Annotated in this window: 19 protein-coding genes, 3 pseudogenes and 1 other annotated feature; of the genes and pseudogenes, 9 read left to right on the top strand and 13 right to left on the bottom strand. The window is 50.9% G+C overall.

The features are described 5' to 3' along the window. Positions 1 to 50: 50 nt before the first annotated feature. Positions 51 to 692 (bottom strand): N-acetylmuramoyl-L-alanine amidase, encoded by a 642-nt coding sequence (locus ACFN7Z_RS18390; RefSeq protein WP_005028445.1) that lies wholly within the window; start codon positions 690 to 692, stop codon positions 51 to 53. Between the two features lie 147 nt (positions 693 to 839). Between ACFN7Z_RS18390 and ACFN7Z_RS18385 the strand changes: the two genes are divergently transcribed. The 3 genes and pseudogenes from ACFN7Z_RS18385 to ACFN7Z_RS18375 all read left to right on the top strand — a co-directional run bounded on the left by ACFN7Z_RS18385 (position 840) and on the right by ACFN7Z_RS18375 (position 4,277). Continuing rightward, positions 840 to 1,592 carry a hypothetical protein gene (locus tag ACFN7Z_RS18385; RefSeq protein WP_171553502.1) on the top strand — a complete coding sequence of 251 codons (753 nt, stop codon included), beginning with the start codon at positions 840 to 842 and terminating at the stop codon, positions 1,590 to 1,592. 275 nt (positions 1,593 to 1,867) lie between these two features. Next, a pseudogene (locus ACFN7Z_RS18380) lies at positions 1,868 to 3,034 on the top strand (tyrosine-type recombinase/integrase); the annotation flags it as partial. Between the two features lie 50 nt (positions 3,035 to 3,084). Next, positions 3,085 to 4,277 (top strand): IS3 family transposase gene (locus ACFN7Z_RS18375; protein ID WP_395442686.1). Its coding sequence is split into 2 segments (ribosomal slippage): positions 3,085 to 3,361 and positions 3,361 to 4,277, totalling 1,194 coding nucleotides; the frame shifts between segments, so codons are not numbered across the junction. Next, positions 3,360 to 3,476: a sequence feature (AL1L pseudoknot), on the top strand. Its footprint overlaps the gene before it by 117 nt. Before the next feature lie 35 nt (positions 4,278 to 4,312). On the opposite strand, the gene ACFN7Z_RS18370 is transcribed toward ACFN7Z_RS18375, so the two are convergent. The 7 genes and pseudogenes from ACFN7Z_RS18370 to merT (ACFN7Z_RS18340) all read right to left on the bottom strand — a co-directional run bounded on the left by ACFN7Z_RS18370 (position 4,313) and on the right by merT (ACFN7Z_RS18340) (position 9,287). Further along, complete coding sequence (locus ACFN7Z_RS18370) at positions 4,313 to 5,017, bottom strand: IS6-like element IS1006 family transposase (RefSeq protein WP_174894744.1); 705 nt, start codon at positions 5,015 to 5,017, stop codon at positions 4,313 to 4,315. A 93-nt stretch (positions 5,018 to 5,110) separates the two neighbouring features. Continuing rightward, positions 5,111 to 5,341 (bottom strand): annotated as a pseudogene (gene merD, locus ACFN7Z_RS18365) (mercuric resistance transcriptional repressor MerD); the annotation flags it as partial. Continuing rightward, positions 5,338 to 5,976, bottom strand: coding sequence for an organomercurial lyase MerB (merB, locus tag ACFN7Z_RS18360; protein ID WP_063977244.1), 639 nt, complete (start codon positions 5,974 to 5,976; stop codon positions 5,338 to 5,340). The gene merB and the pseudogene merD (ACFN7Z_RS18365), both read right to left, overlap by 4 nt. Before the next feature lie 83 nt (positions 5,977 to 6,059). Then, a complete protein-coding gene (gene merG / locus ACFN7Z_RS18355) occupies positions 6,060 to 6,713 on the bottom strand; it encodes a phenylmercury resistance protein MerG (RefSeq protein ID WP_395442685.1) in 654 nt (217 codons plus the stop codon). Between the two features lie 35 nt (positions 6,714 to 6,748). Continuing rightward, on the bottom strand, positions 6,749 to 8,458 hold the full coding sequence (gene merA, locus ACFN7Z_RS18350) for a mercury(II) reductase (protein ID WP_395442684.1): 1,710 nt from the start codon (positions 8,456 to 8,458) through the stop codon (positions 6,749 to 6,751). A 186-nt stretch (positions 8,459 to 8,644) separates the two neighbouring features. Then, on the bottom strand, positions 8,645 to 8,923 hold the full coding sequence (gene merP / locus ACFN7Z_RS18345; protein WP_005028432.1) for a mercury resistance system periplasmic binding protein MerP: 279 nt from the start codon (positions 8,921 to 8,923) through the stop codon (positions 8,645 to 8,647). 13 nt (positions 8,924 to 8,936) lie between these two features. Then, positions 8,937 to 9,287: a mercuric ion transporter MerT gene (gene merT, locus ACFN7Z_RS18340; protein WP_338841412.1), complete on the bottom strand. Its 351-nt coding sequence runs from the start codon at positions 9,285 to 9,287 to the stop codon at positions 8,937 to 8,939. 71 nt (positions 9,288 to 9,358) lie between these two features. Here merT (ACFN7Z_RS18340) and merR point away from each other — a divergent pair, with 71 nt between their 5' ends. After that, a complete protein-coding gene (gene merR, locus ACFN7Z_RS18335) occupies positions 9,359 to 9,814 on the top strand; it encodes an Hg(II)-responsive transcriptional regulator (RefSeq protein ID WP_001166626.1) in 456 nt (151 codons plus the stop codon). A 208-nt stretch (positions 9,815 to 10,022) separates the two neighbouring features. On the opposite strand, the gene ACFN7Z_RS18330 is transcribed toward merR, so the two are convergent. From ACFN7Z_RS18330 to merD (ACFN7Z_RS18310), 5 genes and pseudogenes are all read right to left on the bottom strand, one after another. Next, positions 10,023 to 11,090 (bottom strand): hypothetical protein, encoded by a 1,068-nt coding sequence (locus ACFN7Z_RS18330; RefSeq protein WP_227504998.1) that lies wholly within the window; start codon positions 11,088 to 11,090, stop codon positions 10,023 to 10,025. A gap of 250 nt (positions 11,091 to 11,340) precedes the next feature. Next, positions 11,341 to 11,907: a recombinase family protein gene (locus ACFN7Z_RS18325; protein ID WP_033917453.1), complete on the bottom strand. Its 567-nt coding sequence runs from the start codon at positions 11,905 to 11,907 to the stop codon at positions 11,341 to 11,343. A gap of 197 nt (positions 11,908 to 12,104) precedes the next feature. Continuing rightward, positions 12,105 to 13,451: an NAD(P)/FAD-dependent oxidoreductase gene (locus tag ACFN7Z_RS18320; protein WP_033917452.1), complete on the bottom strand. Its 1,347-nt coding sequence runs from the start codon at positions 13,449 to 13,451 to the stop codon at positions 12,105 to 12,107. A 205-nt stretch (positions 13,452 to 13,656) separates the two neighbouring features. After that, on the bottom strand, positions 13,657 to 13,893 hold the full coding sequence (merE, locus tag ACFN7Z_RS18315) for a broad-spectrum mercury transporter MerE (RefSeq protein WP_010591735.1): 237 nt from the start codon (positions 13,891 to 13,893) through the stop codon (positions 13,657 to 13,659). Then, positions 13,890 to 14,156, bottom strand: a pseudogene (gene merD / locus ACFN7Z_RS18310) (mercuric resistance transcriptional repressor MerD); the annotation flags it as partial. The gene merE (ACFN7Z_RS18315) and the pseudogene merD (ACFN7Z_RS18310), both read right to left, overlap by 4 nt. 98 nt (positions 14,157 to 14,254) lie before the next feature. Between merD (ACFN7Z_RS18310) and merT (ACFN7Z_RS18305) the strand changes: the two are divergent. The 5 genes from merT (ACFN7Z_RS18305) to merE (ACFN7Z_RS18285) all read left to right on the top strand — a co-directional run bounded on the left by merT (ACFN7Z_RS18305) (position 14,255) and on the right by merE (ACFN7Z_RS18285) (position 17,409). Beyond that, positions 14,255 to 14,605 carry a mercuric ion transporter MerT gene (merT, locus tag ACFN7Z_RS18305; protein ID WP_395442683.1) on the top strand — a complete coding sequence of 117 codons (351 nt, stop codon included), beginning with the start codon at positions 14,255 to 14,257 and terminating at the stop codon, positions 14,603 to 14,605. Positions 14,606 to 14,618: 13 nt separating this feature from the next. Then, complete coding sequence (gene merP / locus ACFN7Z_RS18300; protein ID WP_005028432.1) at positions 14,619 to 14,897, top strand: mercury resistance system periplasmic binding protein MerP; 279 nt, start codon at positions 14,619 to 14,621, stop codon at positions 14,895 to 14,897. Between the two features lie 186 nt (positions 14,898 to 15,083). Continuing rightward, entirely contained in the window at positions 15,084 to 16,793 is a 1,710-nt protein-coding gene (merA, locus tag ACFN7Z_RS18295) for a mercury(II) reductase (RefSeq protein WP_395442682.1), read from the top strand. 17 nt (positions 16,794 to 16,810) lie between these two features. Further along, complete coding sequence (merD, locus tag ACFN7Z_RS18290) at positions 16,811 to 17,176, top strand: mercury resistance co-regulator MerD (protein ID WP_001277463.1); 366 nt, start codon at positions 16,811 to 16,813, stop codon at positions 17,174 to 17,176. Beyond that, the gene (gene merE, locus ACFN7Z_RS18285) at positions 17,173 to 17,409 is read left to right on the top strand and encodes a broad-spectrum mercury transporter MerE (RefSeq protein WP_001087807.1); all 237 of its coding nucleotides are present in this window, start codon (positions 17,173 to 17,175) and stop codon (positions 17,407 to 17,409) included. Before merD (ACFN7Z_RS18290) ends, merE (ACFN7Z_RS18285) begins: the two co-directional genes overlap by 4 nt. Positions 17,410 to 17,450 lie beyond the last annotated feature (41 nt).

Raw genomic sequence — 17,450 nt, 5'->3', positions numbered from 1 at the left:
AAATTTCCGGATCCATCTCTGGGTGCATATTGATTACTGCAGCATGCACCTTATTGGTTTAAACATTGCTGTATCGACTGAGCAATATTTTCAGATATTTTCCAGATTACTTTCTGATTAGATAAGCGATTTGCTTCTTCAGGATTGGCAATCACGCCGATCTCAATTAAAACCGCCGGCTTTTGTGATTTCTTCAGGACCACTAGATTGTCATATTGATATACGCCATTTGAGGTCAAAAGCTTTTTGTTTTCACCTGGTATATTAATGCCATGGTAAGTAGAAGGGCTTTCACCAATTGATTTTAGGTTCTGGCCAATGAGATTGGCGCATTTCAAACTTTTTCCGTATTCTGGATTTTTCTTTGATACAAAAATTGAAAAACCTTTGAGTTGATTCTTGTACTTGGTCAGCTCAGTAGGTATTGAGTCGTGGTGCACCGAAATAAAAAGATTAGCATTAGGGTATCTGGTCGCACGTTGAACCAGTGAGACTTTATCTTCATTCACTGAAGATCTGAGCACTTGGACATGACGCGATTTAAGAAAGTATTCAATAGAATTGACCATGCTAAGGTTGTAAGTGTATTCAGGATAGCCGTTAGCTGCAGTAGATCCAGCTTGTTTTGGTGAATGGCCAACATCAAGTACTACTGAATTTTCAGCAAAGATAGATTGTGTAATGATTGACATTGCTAATATCGATATACATTTTAGCTTTAGCATAATTAAAACCCTTTAAGCTATTATTATGGTTTTAAGTATATTTAATTTAAAAAAAATTAAAAGGTTTAAAAGGTTTTGTTAAAATGGTTTTAAGATGGTTTTAAAGTACTTATCATGAGAGCTCTAAATACAATTTTGGATATAAAATTTATACATCGACTGTTCACTCAGTTTGTAGAACATCACCCACGACCATTGAGTGTTCACTTCCTGAAAGGCACCTATATAGATGAATTAGAGGGTTATAAGTCTAAATGGCTCGTTCGTTCTATTCAGCGTCTTATTAAAAATTGGGTCCAATTGGGGATGATAGAGGATCTAGGGCGTTCTACTTGTCGCTCATCTAAATATTATAGATTAAGTAAGTATGGTGAGCTGTTCCTTAAAATATATAGAACGAATGCTAATGTTAACTTTTATGACAATCCTAAGTTTAAGACATTAAAAAAAGATATTTCATATCGTTATTTTACCTTTACATATTTTGCAGTTTGCCAAAACAAATCCTTTAAATTGTCAGATCTGCAAAAACTTGGTGACTGCCTGAATTACCACATTCACGGACGTTCTTGGCAGCGTAATATTAATTTGTTCATTGAAGCTGGAATTATTTCATGTGAACGTCAATGTCCATCAGAAAGTTATAATTATCATGTAATCAAAGCATCCATCCATGCATTTGTGAAATCAGAACCCATTGAACGCATTGAGTTTGAAAAAAACTTGCTGAACTTAGGTATCGTGAACAATTATGAAAAATATATAGACTACAATAATTTGCTGTTTCACGTTTTGTTTAGCAAATGGATTAACAGTCCAGTTGACTTTGGATATTTTGTCGATCAAAACTTTTACGGTGCCAGCTAAGCTCACTCAAAACATCTACGGTGTAATACACCGTAAAAAGAATTGCACCTGGTACTTGCCACTAAAAAATGACAGTGAATGACATTTTGAGAGAAAAAAATTGTGGGGTAGTGCCTTTTCTACTCCGTTGAGAATTTTAATTATGACAATTCCGATACACCTAACAATAACTTCATATTTTTCTTTCTTGAACTAAGATTCAATAACTTAACTAATTTCTATTTCAATCATAAAATATGATATGTTGACCTTAAGAATAATTCATAAACTTTACTATGTTTGCTTTAAAAACAATTCATTTAGAAAAGAAAGTCTCAAACGAAAATCAAATTATTCTTTTATTTGATTTAGATTCATTCTGTCCATGTATGTACCCTATGCTGTACACCATGAAATTTCTTAGATTTCAAAGTATCTCTACGCAGCATGCAGATTTAATCGCAATAAAATTTTGGTATGAATTTTGGTTTGAAAAGTTTGCCACGTCCTTTTGTGAGTCGTTCTATTCGACATCCTATAATTTTGAGATCATTCAATGTGAAATTGATAATTTCATTGTTTACTTAGAAAATAATAAAAAACTTGAAAGTAATCTTATACGGCTAAGCAATTCAGAACATATTAATTACACAACAATTGGTCATAGAGTTAGATCCTTCTTAAAGTTTTACAACTTCTTGATTAATGAATACTTAAGCATGCAATCACAGCCACAACTTACGTTGAAGGAAATTCAAAAAATTAAAGAAAACTTGAATAAATATATGACAATAAAGAAAAAAATTATAAATAATTTTTCAAAAGCCAATAAGACAATTAAAAGTGAGATAAATCATAATTTTAAGAGCATGAATCAGGAAATGATTAAAGGATTGTATTCAGTCATTTCACCAAGTAACTCTAATAAATACAATGAATTAAATCCTTTTAGATCTAAAAATGTACAACTCAGAAACTTTCTGATCATACATCTCATGCTCAACTATGGTCTTAGAATTGGTGAGCTTATGCTACTAACAACCAACTCTATTAAAAAATCAATTCAGAATCATAGTTTTAGTTTAATTATTACAAATACAGATGATGAGTTCGATGATCGATCAAAAAAGCCAAAAATCAAAAATGAATATTCGTACCGAGTAATTAAACTGCAGGAACGAGACTACAGAATTCTTCAAATCTATATAAATGAAATCCGAAAAGAAATTCCTTCACATATCTTATTTACATCCTTAAAGCCTCCCTATTCTGCTTTAAGTTATGCCAGTGTTAAAAAGATATTTGATCAAGTAGATTCGTCATTAAAAGCATTATTACCTGAGTGTTTTGATACTTCAGCATATGATTCAATAGAACGTCTCACTCCGCACGTTTGTAGACATTCTTGGGCTTATATGATGTTAAGCTTTTCTTTTGAGAAGTATAAGAAAGAAAATGATAGTTGAACCGTACCGGGTTTGTCGGAGAGTCAATATTCTGAGAGACTATTCCGATGAAAAAACCAAACTATACCCCCGAAATTAGAGAAAGAGCGGTTCAATTACTAATTGAATCTGAAAAAGATTATCCATCGAATTGGGCTGCAATCACAGCTATTGCTCCCAAAATCGGTTGTACTCCTGAAACACTACGTGTTTGGTATCAAAAATACTTAGATCAACAAAATCCCGCCAAAGTACAACAGGTATCTGACCAAGAAAAAATGAAGCAAATGGAACGTGAAATTAAAGAATTAAAACGTGCCAATGAAATTCTACGTAAAGCAGCCGCTTTTTTCGCCCAGGCGGAACTCGACCGCCCACACAAATAATGGTGGATTTTATCCACAATAATAAAGAGCTGTATGGCGTAGATGTGATTTGTAAAATTTTACCTATCGCACCTTCAACCTATTACCGGACTTTAGATCTCACAGTAAATACAGAACATCGAGCGAAACGGGATCTGCATGACCTGCATCATGCTGAACAAATCAAACGTATTTGGAAAGAAAGTTCAGGTCGATATGGTGTACGTAAAGTTTGGCAACAATTGAAACGTGAAGGCTATGTTATTGCACGTTGTACAGTTGCTCGATTGATGCAAAAGCTAGATATACAAGGTGTTTGGCGTGGTAAGAACAAACAAACTACCCGCAGCCGAGATGATCAAAAACGGGCAGGTGATTTAGTGAAACGGAATTTTAGTGCTGATCGACCTGACCAATTATGGGTCAGTGACTTTACGTATATTCAAACCAATTCTGGCTGGGTCTACACCGCATTTATTATTGATGTGTTCTCACGAGCAATTGTTGGATGGAAAGTATCTACACGGATGAATACAGATATGGTGCTCGATGCATTGGAGCAAGCATTGCACGATCGAGGCATGCCAAAGAATGTAATTCATCATTCAGATAGAGGTGTTCAATATCTTTCTATTCGCTATACCAATCGTTTAGAAGCAGCAAATTTACGAGCATCAGTCGGTACAACGGGTGATTCATACGATAATGCTTTGGCTGAAACGGTGAATGGCTTATACAAAACAGAGGTGATTGAATATTTAAAAGCAGATTGGCAAGGTTTAGCAGATGTACAACTTGCGACATTAAATTGGGTAGATTGGTTCAACAAAAAGCGTGTACACGGTGCACTGGGTTATGTATCGCCTTTTGAGTTTGAAGGGCACTGTTGCAAATAGAGATTTGAGTCGATGATGTTCCCTTTAAAAAGTACTTAGAGACTGAAAACCCTGTTGATTAGACACACTTCACCCTGAGGCTGACCATAATAAAATGACGATGCTTGTCCTTTACGTAGTGCACGCATGACTTCAATACCTTTAATTGTGGCATAAGCCGTCTTCATAGATTTGAATCCTAATGTGGCCCTGATGATCCGCTTTAGCTTGCCATGATCACATTCAATCACGTTATTTTTATACTTAATCTGCCTGTGCTCAAGGTCTGGTGGACATTTACCTTCCCGTTTTAACCGTGATAAAGCACGTCCATATGTGGGTGCTTTATCCGTGTTGATCACTTGTGGAATTTGCCACTTCTTCACATTATTTAAAATTTTTCCAAGAAAACAATATGCTGATTTGGTATTACGTCTAGAAGAAAGATAAAAATCAATGGTATCGCCACGTTGATCGACTGCACGATACAGATAAGACCATCGTCCATTCACTTTTACATAGGTTTCATCAATATGCCACGAGCTCAGATCTGTAGGATTACGCCAATACCAGCGTAAACGTTTTTCTATTTCAGGAGCATAACGTTGAACCCAACGGTAAATAGTCGTGTGATCAACATTCACACCCCGTTCGGCCAGCATTTCCTGCAGTTCACGATAGCTAATGCCATATTTACAATACCAGCGCACAGCCCAAAGAATGATTTCGCCCTGAAAATGCCGACCATGGAAAGGATTCATATGCTGCACCTTTAGCTAAAACAGTCTTCAGCTTACCATTCGTGGTTATTTGCAACAGTGCCGTTACTCGACACATCCGTGTACGCACTTGCTATCGCCTGCATCCAACGCCCTGCAAAGTCGCGTTAACTCGTCGAGCCTGGGTCCCGACTCGAAGGCCACGCGCAGGAAACGCAACCGTTCCAGTGTTTTGGCATCGAAAACGTTGTAGCCACCTTCGGTTCGCCAGGCGGGATGCAACAACCCGCGCATCAAGTAGTCGCGCACAACATGCACGCTTACGCCTGCATCTTCAGCAAGCTTCGAAATCGAGTAGGCATTCATGCCGTGTTTCGCTCGCTGTCTTCTAACAGCTTATGCGCGATCAGATGTCCGAGACCGAATGCATTCTCGACAGGCACGAGCTCTATCCCCGGGTGCGTCGAAGCCCATGCATTTGCAACAGAAGGCGATGCAAAAAAATGCACATGACAGCAAAAGGAACAGCGAATGTCGGGTGAAGCATCCGGCGTTAGCAGAGACACCATTGTTTCCGCCGGTTCAACCTGAAGCACTGCTTCTGGCGCAACTGTGAGCGTAATCGGCCTGCCGGTGGCAGCACAGCGCGACGTGACACGGGCTGTTTTGCCAATCAAAGCGGGAAACATCAAGGTGTCGAGCGCACACCAGGTGTATAAACGGCGGCCATCCACTTCAAAAACGTGAGGGGTTTCGCGTAGCGTCAGGGCCAGTCCAATGATATTGCCCTGCTCGTCATATTCGGTACCGGGCGCCGGCTCAAGTACAGTTGCAACCCTCTGCCCAGACCATCCGAGTGCGGTGCCGAGCGCTTCGCGTGACACAGGCCTTCCCATCACAAGCTGACGAAGCAGGGTGACGAAGAGGGTTGCGAACTCTTCTGGATGATTGCCAGATGAGAGGCTCTCGGCAATCTTTTTGGAATATATAGTCTTGTCCAATTTCCACCTCCAACATCCAAGCAGCGGTTACGCGGCATAAACCCACCCTTGGCGATTACATGCCGCGCTTTTCAAAGATCACGTCAGCGTGCGCTTTGCCGGCGTTTCCATTCCTGGACCAGCAATTGCGCTTGCTGCACCTGTTCGGGCTTCATTTGAGCCGCATAGTCGGCAATGACTTTTGCTGCCGTTGGTTCTCCTGACGCTGCGGCCAGACTCATCCACTGGTATGCCTGCACCTGGTCGGGCGCGATGTCGGTAAGACCCTTTGCAAACAGTTGAGCCAGCCTGACTTGAGCCTGCGTGTGTCCCTGCTCGGCAGAGAGGCGGTACCACTTGAACGCCTGTGCATCGTCGGCAGGAGCCGCACGCCCTTTCTTATACATACCGTCGACTTCGCTTGCGTAGAGGCGCCCCAGGTTGAACTGCGCATCAGCTTCACCCTGCTCGGCCGCCCTGCGAAACCACTGGATCGATGCAGCATGGTCTTGTTTTACGCCCATACCGCATTTGTAGGCAAGACCCATGATGTTCTGCGCCATGGCATCGCCCGCCCTCGCTTTCTTTTCCCAGCCGTCGACGGTCTCCGGCGCCAATGTTTCGATCGCTGCTCCCAGCTTAGAAAAGTCGTAGGCCGCCAGCGCATTGTTTGACAAGCCAAACGCTGCAGTACCCGCCAACAGAATGGTTAAGCATGCACGGGTGCAACGTGCTGTTAGTCTAATATCGCAAAACATAAAAACTCCTCTGTCGCTCTTTTCGTGTCCTTGGTTTAGCCCGCACAGCACGATAGCTGTGTCACATCCTTCGAGAAAGTCTGTGCCACCAGTTTGAGACCTTCCACCATGGTGAGGTAGGGGAAAAGTTGGTTGGCAAGATCCTGGACGGTCATGCGAGCCCGGATGGCAATCGCGGCAGTCTGGATGATCTCGCCTGCTTCCGGTGTTACAGCCTGAACCCCAAGAATGCGTCCAGATTCAGCCTCAGCGACAAGCTTGATAAAGCCGCGCGTGTCGAAGTTGGCGAGTGCACGCGGCACATTGTCGAGCGTGAGAGTACGACTGTCGGTTTGCAGGCCGATGCGCTGGGCTTCTGCTTCACTGTAGCCAACCGTGGCAACTTGCGGATCAGTGAACACGACTGCCGGCATAGCGTCGAGATCGAGCGTTGCGTCGCCGCCTGTCATGTTGATACCGGCACGGGTGCCAGCGGCGGCTGCAACGTAGACGTACTGCGGTTGGTCGGTGCAATCGCCGGCTGCATAAATGTTCGGTGCGCTCGTTCGCATGCCTTTATCGATCACGATGCGATGTTGCGAGTCGAGCGCCACACCTGCTCGTTCAAGATCCAGGCTGGTGGTATTCGGTGCGCGGCCGGTAGCAACGAACAATTGATCCGCGCGCAACTCTCCCTGCGGGGTCGTGAGGATGAATTGGCGATCGGAATAGGTCACGGCACTTGCCTGTGTCTGTGTCAACACCGTGATGCCTTCCGCTCGGAAGGCAGCGGTCACGGCCTCGCCAATGGCAGGGTCCTCGCTCGCAAACAACGTGCGCCGCGCCAGGATCGTGACTTCGCTGCCCAGCCGTGCAAACGCCTGCGCCAGTTCCAGCGCTACTACTGAGGCACCGATTACTGCGAGCCGTTTCGGAATGGTCTCGCTAACCAGCGCTTCGGTGGAAGTCCAATAGGGGGTTTCTGCAAGACCAGGCAACGGCGGAATGGCTGCGCTCGCGCCGGTAGCAATGAGACAGCGGTCAAACGCCACTTCGTGCCAGTCCCCTTCTGCAGCTTCCACGATAAGCGTGTGGCCATCCTTGAAACGGGCGCTGCCTCGTACCAGATTGATTGACGGATTGCTTTCGAGGATGCTTTCATATTTGGCAATTCGCAGCTCGTCCACGCGCGCCTGTTGCTGGACAAGCAAACGGTCACGCGAGACAACAGGCGGCGTCGCAGTGAGCCCCACGTCAAAAGGACTTTCCCGGCGCAGATGAGCGATATGGGCTGCCCGAATCATGATCTTGGAGGGAACGCAACCCACGTTGACGCAGGTGCCGCCGATAGTCCCGCGCTCGATCAGCGTGACCCGGGCACCGTTTTCCGCCGCTTTGAGCGCAGCCGCCACAGCGGCTCCGCCGCTACCGATAACCGCCACATGTAACTGACCGGCCAGCTCCTCCACCGCGCGGTCACCGCTCAGCCACTGGGCGGCTCTGCCAAGAAGTCCTGGCCGTTCAGCACTGCGCCTTTTGCTTTCCACTTCGTCTGCAGGCTTAGCACGATAACCAAGTGCCCCCACCGCCGTCACGAGTGCCGATACGTCAAGCCTATTGCCCGTGACCTGCGCCCTGTTCGCCGGATAATCGACAGACGCTCGTATCACGCCGGGAACCGCCAGCAGCGCGTCCTCAACGTGCTTTGTGCAACTTGGGCAAGTCATGCCCGCCACGCTCAGACCAACTTCGTTTAATTCTTGCATTTTGCTCTCTCTTTCATCCGTTATGCCCAAGCCGAGTCGTACAACGCCTCGGTAACTGGATCAGTTTTTCGCATCAGCGAACAGGCTCCGTACGTCATTTACAGGTTGTGCACGGAATGACTGACAGTAGAATCGCCAGAACAACATCTCTATCTGGCTCTGGCGACGCCGCCGTCATTTGATGCCTTATTTCTTCAGTTCAGAAGGGTAGCCCACGTCCGTCGTCGCCTTGTTCAATGCCTGGACGCTGGTTTTCGCATCGTCGAACGTCACAACAGCCAGCTTGGTTGCGTAGTCGACCTCGATCTTGCTAACGCCCTCTACCTTGCTCAGCGCCTTCTTCACGGTGATAGGGCAAGTCGCGCAGGACATTCCGGGAACGGACAACGTGACCGTCTGCGTGGCGGCCCAGGCAGGGACAGCGAAGGTAGCGGCAAGGGCAAGAGCGGTAAGCAGTTTTTTCATGATTTTTCCTCAATTAGTAGAACAGGGGCATTACATACGGGAACGTTAGTGCAACGACAACTAGCGCAGCCACAATCCAAAAGATGACTTTGTACGACGTCTTGGCTTGTGGGGCAGCGCATACATCGCCAGGCTCGCATGCTTGCGTAGTCCGGAAGATGCGGCGGTAGGCAAAGAACATTGCTATCAATGCCGCACCGAGAAAGATGGGGCGGTAAGGATCCAATGCCGCCAAGTTACTCATCCAAGCGCCGCTGAATCCCAACATGACCAACACCAACGGCCCCAGGCAGCAGGCCGACGCAAGAATGGCGGCCAGCCCACCGGCGAAGAGCGCGCCGCGCCCGTTTTGTGGTTCAGACATACGCTTGTCCTTTCAAATTTGGTTTGGATAGCTTAAGCTTACTTCCGTAGTTATGTACGGAGTCAAGCGATATGCAAATTAATTTTGAGAATCTGACCATTGGCGTTTTTGCCAAGGCGGCCGGGGTCAATGTGGAGACCATCCGGTTCTACCAGCGCAAGGGCCTGCTGCCGGAGCCAGACAAGCCCTATGGCAGCATTCGCCGCTATGGCGAGGCGGATGTAACACGAGTGCGGTTCGTGAAATCGGCCCAGCGGCTGGGCTTTAGCCTGGACGAAATCGCCGAGCTACTGCGGCTGGAGGATGGCACCCATTGCGAGGAAGCCAGCGGCCTGGCCGAGCACAAGCTCAAGGATGTGCGCGAGAAGATGGCCGACTTGGCACGCATGGAGGCCGTGCTGTCTGAACTGATGTGCGCCTGCCATGCGCGGAAAGGGAACGTTTCCTGCCCGCTGATTGCGTCACTGCAAGACGGAACGAAGCTCGCTGCATCGGCGCGGGGGAGTCACGGGGTGACTACGCCTTAGCGTGCTTTATTTTCCGAATTCTGAGACGACCCCTAGATGCCTGGTCAAGACTGCATACTTGCAGTTTTGACCAAGCATCGGAATATAATTTTAAGCAATAAAAAAGCCAGTATAGAGCTGGCTTTTTTATTCAATGATCTTAAAAACAATATTATGTAGCAACTTCACAAAAAGATAATAATCAGCAGGTTACAGTGAGAAACCTAGATTAACTCGGCATCCTATTGTGAAAATCAATAGCAAAATCTGATTCAGATCGTGGTTCGGTATTGTAGAATTTGAAGCCTAAACATTTAACTTCCTTATAACCATGCTCTTTAACTTCATTTAAGAACTCAACATAGTTTTGTGAATCATCTTGATCTGCATCAAAAACAATTTGGCTTTCATCATCCAAACTAATCAATACTTCCTCTTTCCAAGTATCCTTTTCAAGCAAATGACCACCTTTAGGCTCAATTAAGCATTGATAGTACATTTCACTATTTTCAGCATCATTAATGATCAGCATGTAGTCAGGGCTGAATCTACGACCATCTTTAGGGCTAAACAACCAATAATCGAGTTCATTCCGTATCAGGTAAATCTCTGCACCCTTGTAGCGTGATTTAAGCTCGTCAATTTGAGTTGCAACAAACTTAACAAAGCGTTTTTCTTCACTTGTGCCATAGTTTTCACTGTAGGCGTACCAATCGGCAGTTTCAACATCAAACTGTAGATCGGGGTTGTCATGGCTTGACTGTGGTTTTGCACGTTCATCAGGTGCATGATCACTCGTTTCACCATCTGAATCTTGGATAGGGAACGAAACCAAGTAGATGTTCTTTTCTTGCTGAAAGATAGAGGATAGTGATTTAGGTCTAAAAATATGACTTCCTGTAATCTGTGGCATGTGCCGATCTATGGCTTTACGCACTTCGGGTAAAATCACACCGACCAATAATTGCAGTTTTTCATGCGCTTCAAGTTGGTTAATGTCCTTACCTTCTGAATACGAATATTTAATTTCATATAAAGGTAGATACTTTTCGATCAATTCATCAATACTTTTTATCCCAACAATGTGATTTTTCAGATGATTAAATCGAAAGAAATTGTTTTCTGCTGACATTAATGCCTTGCGGATAATTAACGGGGAAAAGTATTCATCGGTTAAATGAATGGTTTTATACTGAATCCCTGCCTGAATATTATTTTGCTCTTTATCCGTTAAATTTCTTGTATAAGGGGGCGTCGCAGAATTCGGAAAAAAACGTACGCTAAGCAGAACGATCATCGGCCGGGATTCCGGCCATTTTCGTTCGTTGAAGTGAAAGTGTCCGATTTAAAGAAGCAAAAGTGTCCAGAGCTTGCAGTCGTGAAGTAAAAGTGTCCAAGGCGGTCGGGTTTGAATCAAGGAGATTGGTTTGAGGGTGAAGCGCTTTTAGTCGGTTGACGTTCGACATGGTGGCTTGCCTTGTCCACCGCGGCGATGAAGGCCGCGCGGTCTTCCTGGGGTCTGAGGTGCAGTGGAACGGAAAACCGGGTTAAGCCGTTGGCGCCACTTTCAGGTATTGATACAGCGTCTCGCGACTGATGCCGAACTCGCGCGCAAGCGTGGCTTTCTGCTCGCCGGCACCGGCGCGGCGGCGCAGCTCGACAACCTGGTCGTCCACAAGCGCCATCTTACGGCCACGGTAAGTGCCGCGCTGCTTGGCCAGCGCGATCCCCTCTCTCTGCCGCTCGCGGATCAGCGCCCGCTCGAATTCAGCGAACGCTCCCATTACCGACAGCAGTAAGTTCGCCATCGGCGAATCCTCGCCAGTGAAGCTGAGGCACTCCTTGACGAACTCAATGCGGATGCCGCGCTTGGTGAGCTGCTGCACCAGGCGGCGCAGGTCGTCTAGGTTGCGGGCAAGGCGATCCATGCTGTGCACCACCACAGTGTCACCCTCGCGCGCGAATGACAGCATGGCATCGAGCTGCGGCCGCAGGGTGTCCTTCCCCGAAGCCTTGTAGATGAACTGCTTATCCACCTGGACGTTGTCGAGTTGGCGTTCTGGGTTCTGGTCGAAACTGCTGACCCTGATATAGCCCATGCGTTGACCGTGCAAGATGAGTCTCCAAGAGGCGAAAGTGTCAGGGAAACTCTATGACCCTTCGCGGCATCTTTCAAGAAATCACGAAACGGACTCTATCCTGACTGATCAATTCGGGGCATCCTGACATCAGGTTAGGGTATGCCTCAATCTGACGCCTATCGGCCGATATATCACGGCCGCTCCTGGCCCGTGTCGGATTTACGGCCGGACTACAACATATATCCAATGTCCGACGCACCGGTGGGATAGGCGAACATCGTCGTCTTGAGCTGTTCCGCCGTGAGGCCATGGCGTATTGCGAGAGCAAAGATGTTGATCACCTCATCCACATGCGGGCCCAGTAGATGTGCGCCGAGCACCCGGTCAGTTTCCTCGTCGATGAGCACCTTGAATCCATAAGCAGGCTCTGCGGCCTGACGCGCCGTGAACCAGTCGGATGCCTTTTCGCTCTGCATGCGGAACTTGTAGCCTTGCCGGCGCGCCTCAGCTTCGCCTAGTCCCACGGCGGCAAGGGGCGGGATCGTGAAGACCACGCTCGGCACCCCGGTGTAGTTCGGCTCTTGGTGGTTCCCGTTCAGCAGATTCGACGCAACCACCTTGCCATCGTGGCTCGACACCGGCGTCAGGGGTGGGCCCACTTGCGCGGCGTCGCCGGCCGCATACACCGCCGGATTAGAGACACTCTGCAGGAACTCGTTGAGCTTGATCCGGCCCCGCTCGTGCGCCACCCCGGCGGCGTCCAGGTCGAGCGCGTCGAGCGCGGGCACGCGGCCGGCGCCATGCACAACGAGGTCTGCCTGGAACGTCTCCAAGTTCCCATGTGCAGCGGCACGGACGGTGAAGCTGCCACCGTCCCGGTCTATGGTCTCGACGGCGGTCCCGGTGCGCACGTCAATGCCGAGATCGCGAGACTTCTCCACCAGCCACCCGACAAGGTCTGGGTCAAATGGCCCGAGCACGCGCGAAGCCTGCTCGAGTACGGTGACTTCGGCGCCTGCGCGCCGTGCGGTATGCGCAAACTCGAAGGCGATAAAGCCACCGCCGACGAGAATGATCCGGCGCGGCAGGGTCTCCAATTCAAGAAATTCCTCGTGGGTGATCAGGTGCTCCTCGCCCGCGATGCCGAGCTTCATCGGCTCCGCTCCCGAGGCGATCAGGATGTACTCGGCCTCCAGCGGCTCGCCTTCGACATCAAGCGTTTGGCGGCCGGTGAAGCGGGCAAGCCCATGATAGGTATCTATATCCTTGTCGGCGTAACGCTGCCGGTGCTTTTCTGGAATGGGATCGGTAAAAGTCCGCTTGAAGGCGATCAGGGCCGGCCAGTCGATACGGGTCTCGCCGGCAATGCCTTTGCCATGCATGCGACGGGCGTGGTCCGCCGCGGTGGCGCCGCCTACGAGCATTTTTTTGGGATCGCACCCGCGCAGTGCGCACGTGCCACCAAAGGGGCGGAAATCAATCACCGCAACACTCCATCCGGCAGCCCGCACACGCATCGCGGCGACCATCGCTGCCGTCCCGGTGCCAATAATCACAAGGTTGTATCGTTTCATCATTCACTCTCCTAATTCGATAAAATAGGTGTGTTCCGCGGAACGCCAGGATGCGAAGCACACGACCACTCGGACTTTCTAAAGCGTGCAAAGTTGCCGCCACCGACTGGTCCATCGAAGGCAGCACTGCTGCAATACCTGGCTTGGAGCGCTCAACCTGGCTCTGTAACCGTTGCAAGGCAGTCACTTCGGTCCTGCCCGGCGATGATCAGGCACTTCGCCTGAAAGCGCGGATCCCTCGTGCCAAGGACAGGATGAACAGCCCCGTCAGGGCGACTGCCGCGATGACCCGATGCTTTCCGAGGAGCCAGCTGCCCCCTGTGCCGGGGAGTACAACGGCGAGCACCGGCAGGTGGCAGGGACATGTGAGCACCGCAAGCGCGCCCCAAAGGTAGCCGCTGAGCGGCTTGGGTGTGTCGGGGGGAATGCGCTCCTGACTATTCATACAGGAAGCGCCGACGCGCCATGCGCCAATTCAGTCAACTGGGCTTCCAGGTTCGCCAGCGCTTGGCGGCGGCGCTCGACGAGCTGGCGCAGCACGGCAAGCTGCGCGGCCGCTTCCTCGGAGTCCGCAGCATCCAGCGCCCGGCACAGCTGCGCCAACGCATCCAGGCCGATACCCGCCTCGAAGGCCGCCCGTACGAAGCACAGCCGTTGCAAGGCAGCATCGTCGAACAGGCCGTAGCCGCCAGGGGTGCACGCCACGGGCCAGGCGGAACCCGCCGCTGTTTTTCCAAAGTCCTTGACTCCGTACTTAGCTCCGGACGTACGATCATGTTTTCGATGGATCTTGCAAAGGAGAATTTATGTCTGAGCCGCAAAAAGGCCTCGGCGCCCTGTTTGCTGGTGGGCTGGCCGCCATTCTTGCGTCGGCCTGCTGCCTGGGGCCGTTGGTGTTGGTCATGTTGGGATTCAGCGGCGCTTGGATGAGTAACTTGGCGGCATTGGATCCTTACCGCCCCATCTTTCTCGGTGCGGCATTGATAGCAATGTTCTTTGCCTACCGCCGCATCTTCCGGACTACGCAAGCATGCGAGCCTGGCGATGTATGCGCTGCCCCACAAGCCAAGACGTCGTACAAAGTCATCTTTTGGATTGTGGCTGCGCTAGTTGTCGTTGCACTAACGTTCCCGTATGTAATGCCCCTGTTCTACTAATTGAGGAAAAATCATGAAAAAACTGCTTACCGCTCTTGCCCTTGCCGCTACCTTCGCTGTCCCTGCCTGGGCCGCCACGCAGACGGTCACGTTGTCCGTTCCCGGAATGTCCTGCGCGACTTGCCCTATCACCGTGAAGAAGGCGCTGAGCAAGGTAGAGGGCGTTAGCAAGATCGAGGTCGACTACGCAACCAAGCTGGCTGTTGTGACGTTCGACGATGCGAAAACCAGCGTCCAGGCATTGAACAAGGCGACGACGGACGTGGGCTACCCTTCTGAACTGAAGAAATAAGGCATCAAATGACGGCGGCGTCGCCAGAGCCAGATAGAGATGTTGTTCTGGCGATTCTACTGTCAGTCATTCCGTGCACAACCTGTAAATGACGTACGGAGCCTGTTCGCTGATGCGAAAAACTGATCCAGTTACCGAGGCGTTGTACGACTCGGCTTGGGCATAACGGATGAAAGAGAGAGCAAAATGCAAGAATTAAACGAAGTTGGTCTGAGCGTGGCGGGCATGACTTGCCCAAGTTGCACAAAGCACGTTGAGGACGCGCTGCTGGCGGTTCCCGGCGTGATACGAGCGTCTGTCGATTATCCGGCGAACAGGGCGCAGGTCACGGGCAATAGGCTTGACGTATCGGCACTCGTGACGGCAGTGGGGGCACTTGGTTATCGTGCTAAGCCTGCAGACGAAGTGGAAAGCAAAAGGCGCAGTGCTGAACGGCCAGGACTTCTTGGCAGAGCCGCCCAGTGGCTGAGCGGTGACCGCGCGGTGGAGGAGCTGGCCGGTCAGTTACATGTGGCGGTTATCGGTAGCGGCGGAGCCGCTGTGGCGGCTGCGCTCAAAGCGGCGGAAAACGGTGCCCGGGTCACGCTGATCGAGCGCGGGACTATCGGCGGCACCTGCGTCAACGTGGGTTGCGTTCCCTCCAAGATCATGATTCGGGCAGCCCATATCGCTCATCTGCGCCGGGAAAGTCCTTTTGACGTGGGGCTCACTGCGACGCCGCCTGTTGTCTCGCGTGACCGTTTGCTTGTCCAGCAACAGGCGCGCGTGGACGAGCTGCGAATTGCCAAATATGAAAGCATCCTCGAAAGCAATCCGTCAATCAATCTGGTACGAGGCAGCGCCCGTTTCAAGGATGGCCACACGCTTATCGTGGAAGCTGCAGAAGGGGACTGGCACGAAGTGGCGTTTGACCGCTGTCTCATTGCTACCGGCGCGAGCGCAGCCATTCCGCCGTTGCCTGGTCTTGCAGAAACCCCCTATTGGACTTCCACCGAAGCGCTGGTTAGCGAGACCATTCCGAAACGGCTCGCAGTAATCGGTGCCTCAGTAGTAGCGCTGGAACTGGCGCAGGCGTTTGCACGGCTGGGCAGCGAAGTCACGATCCTGGCGCGGCGCACGTTGTTTGCGAGCGAGGACCCTGCCATTGGCGAGGCCGTCACAGCCGCCTTCCGTGCCGAAGGAATCAAGGTACTGGAACATACGCAAGCCAGCCAAGTCGCCCATGTGGACGGCGAATTCGTGCTGACCACTGGACAGGGCGAAGTGCGCGCCGACAAGCTGCTGGTCGCCACCGGCCGGACACCGAACACGCGCAGCCTGGCATTGGAAGCGGCGGGGGTAGCCGTCAATGCGCAGGGGGCCATCGTCATCGACAAGGGCATGCGCACCAGTACGCCACACATTTATGCGGCTGGCGACTGCACCGACCAGCCTCAGTTCGTCTATGTGGCGGCAGCGGCCGGCACCCGTGCTGCGATCAACATGACTGGCGGCGATGCGGCCCTGGACCTGACCGCAATGCCGGCCGTGGTGTTCACCGACCCGCAGGTCGCCACCGTGGGCTACAGCGAGGCGGAAGCACATCACGACGGGATCGAGACCGACAGTCGCACCTTGACCTTGGACAACGTGCCGCGTGCGCTTGCCAACTTCGACACACGCGGCTTCATCAAGCTGGTCATCGAGGAAGGTAGCGGACGGCTCATCGGCGTGCAAGCGGTGGCCCCGGAAGCGGGTGAACTGATCCAGACGGCGGTGCTCGCCATTCGCAACCGTATGACCGTGCAGGAACTGGCCGACCAATTGTTCCCCTACCTGACCATGGTCGAAGGGCTGAAGCTCGCGGCGCAGACCTTCAGCAAGGACGTGAAGCAGCTTTCGTGCTGCGCCGGATGAGGAAAAGGAGGTGTTCAATGAGCGCCTACACAGTGTCCCGGCTGGCCCTTGATGCCGGGGTGAGCGTGCATATCGTGCGCGACTACCTGCTGCGCGGATTGCTACGGCCGGTCGCGTGCACCACGGGCGGCTACGGCTTGTTCGATGACACCGCGTTGCAACGGCTGCGCTTTGTACGGGCTGCCTTCGAAGCGGGTATCGGCCTGGACGCACTGGCGCGGCTGTGCCGGGCGCTGGATGCTGCGGACGGTGACGGTGCGTCTGCGCAGCTTGCCGTGTTGCGGCAACTCGTCGAGCGTCGGCGCGAGGCCCTGGCCAGCCTCGAAATGCAACTGGCCGCCATGCCAACCGAACCGGCACAGCACGCGGAGAGTCTGCCATGAACAGCCCAGAGCACTTGCCGTCTGAGACGCACAAACCGATCACCGGCTACTTGTGGGGCGCGCTGGCCGTGCTCACCTGTCCCTGCCATTTGCCGATTCTCGCCATTGTGCTAGCCGGCACGACGGCCGGCGCGTTCATCGGGGAGCACTGGGGTATTGCAGCCCTCACGCTGACCGGCTTGTTTGTCCTGTCTGTGACGCGGCTGCTGCGGGCCTTCAAGGGAAGATCATGACCGCTTCCCAGCCAGCCGAGAGTGGGCAGCTTTGAGCTTCG

Origin of the sequence: Acinetobacter sp. P1332 (assembly GCF_044057475.1) — a bacterium.
Taxonomy (GTDB): Bacteria; Pseudomonadota; Gammaproteobacteria; order Pseudomonadales; family Moraxellaceae; genus Acinetobacter; species Acinetobacter johnsonii.
This window is presented reverse-complemented; position numbering and strand designations above follow the sequence as displayed.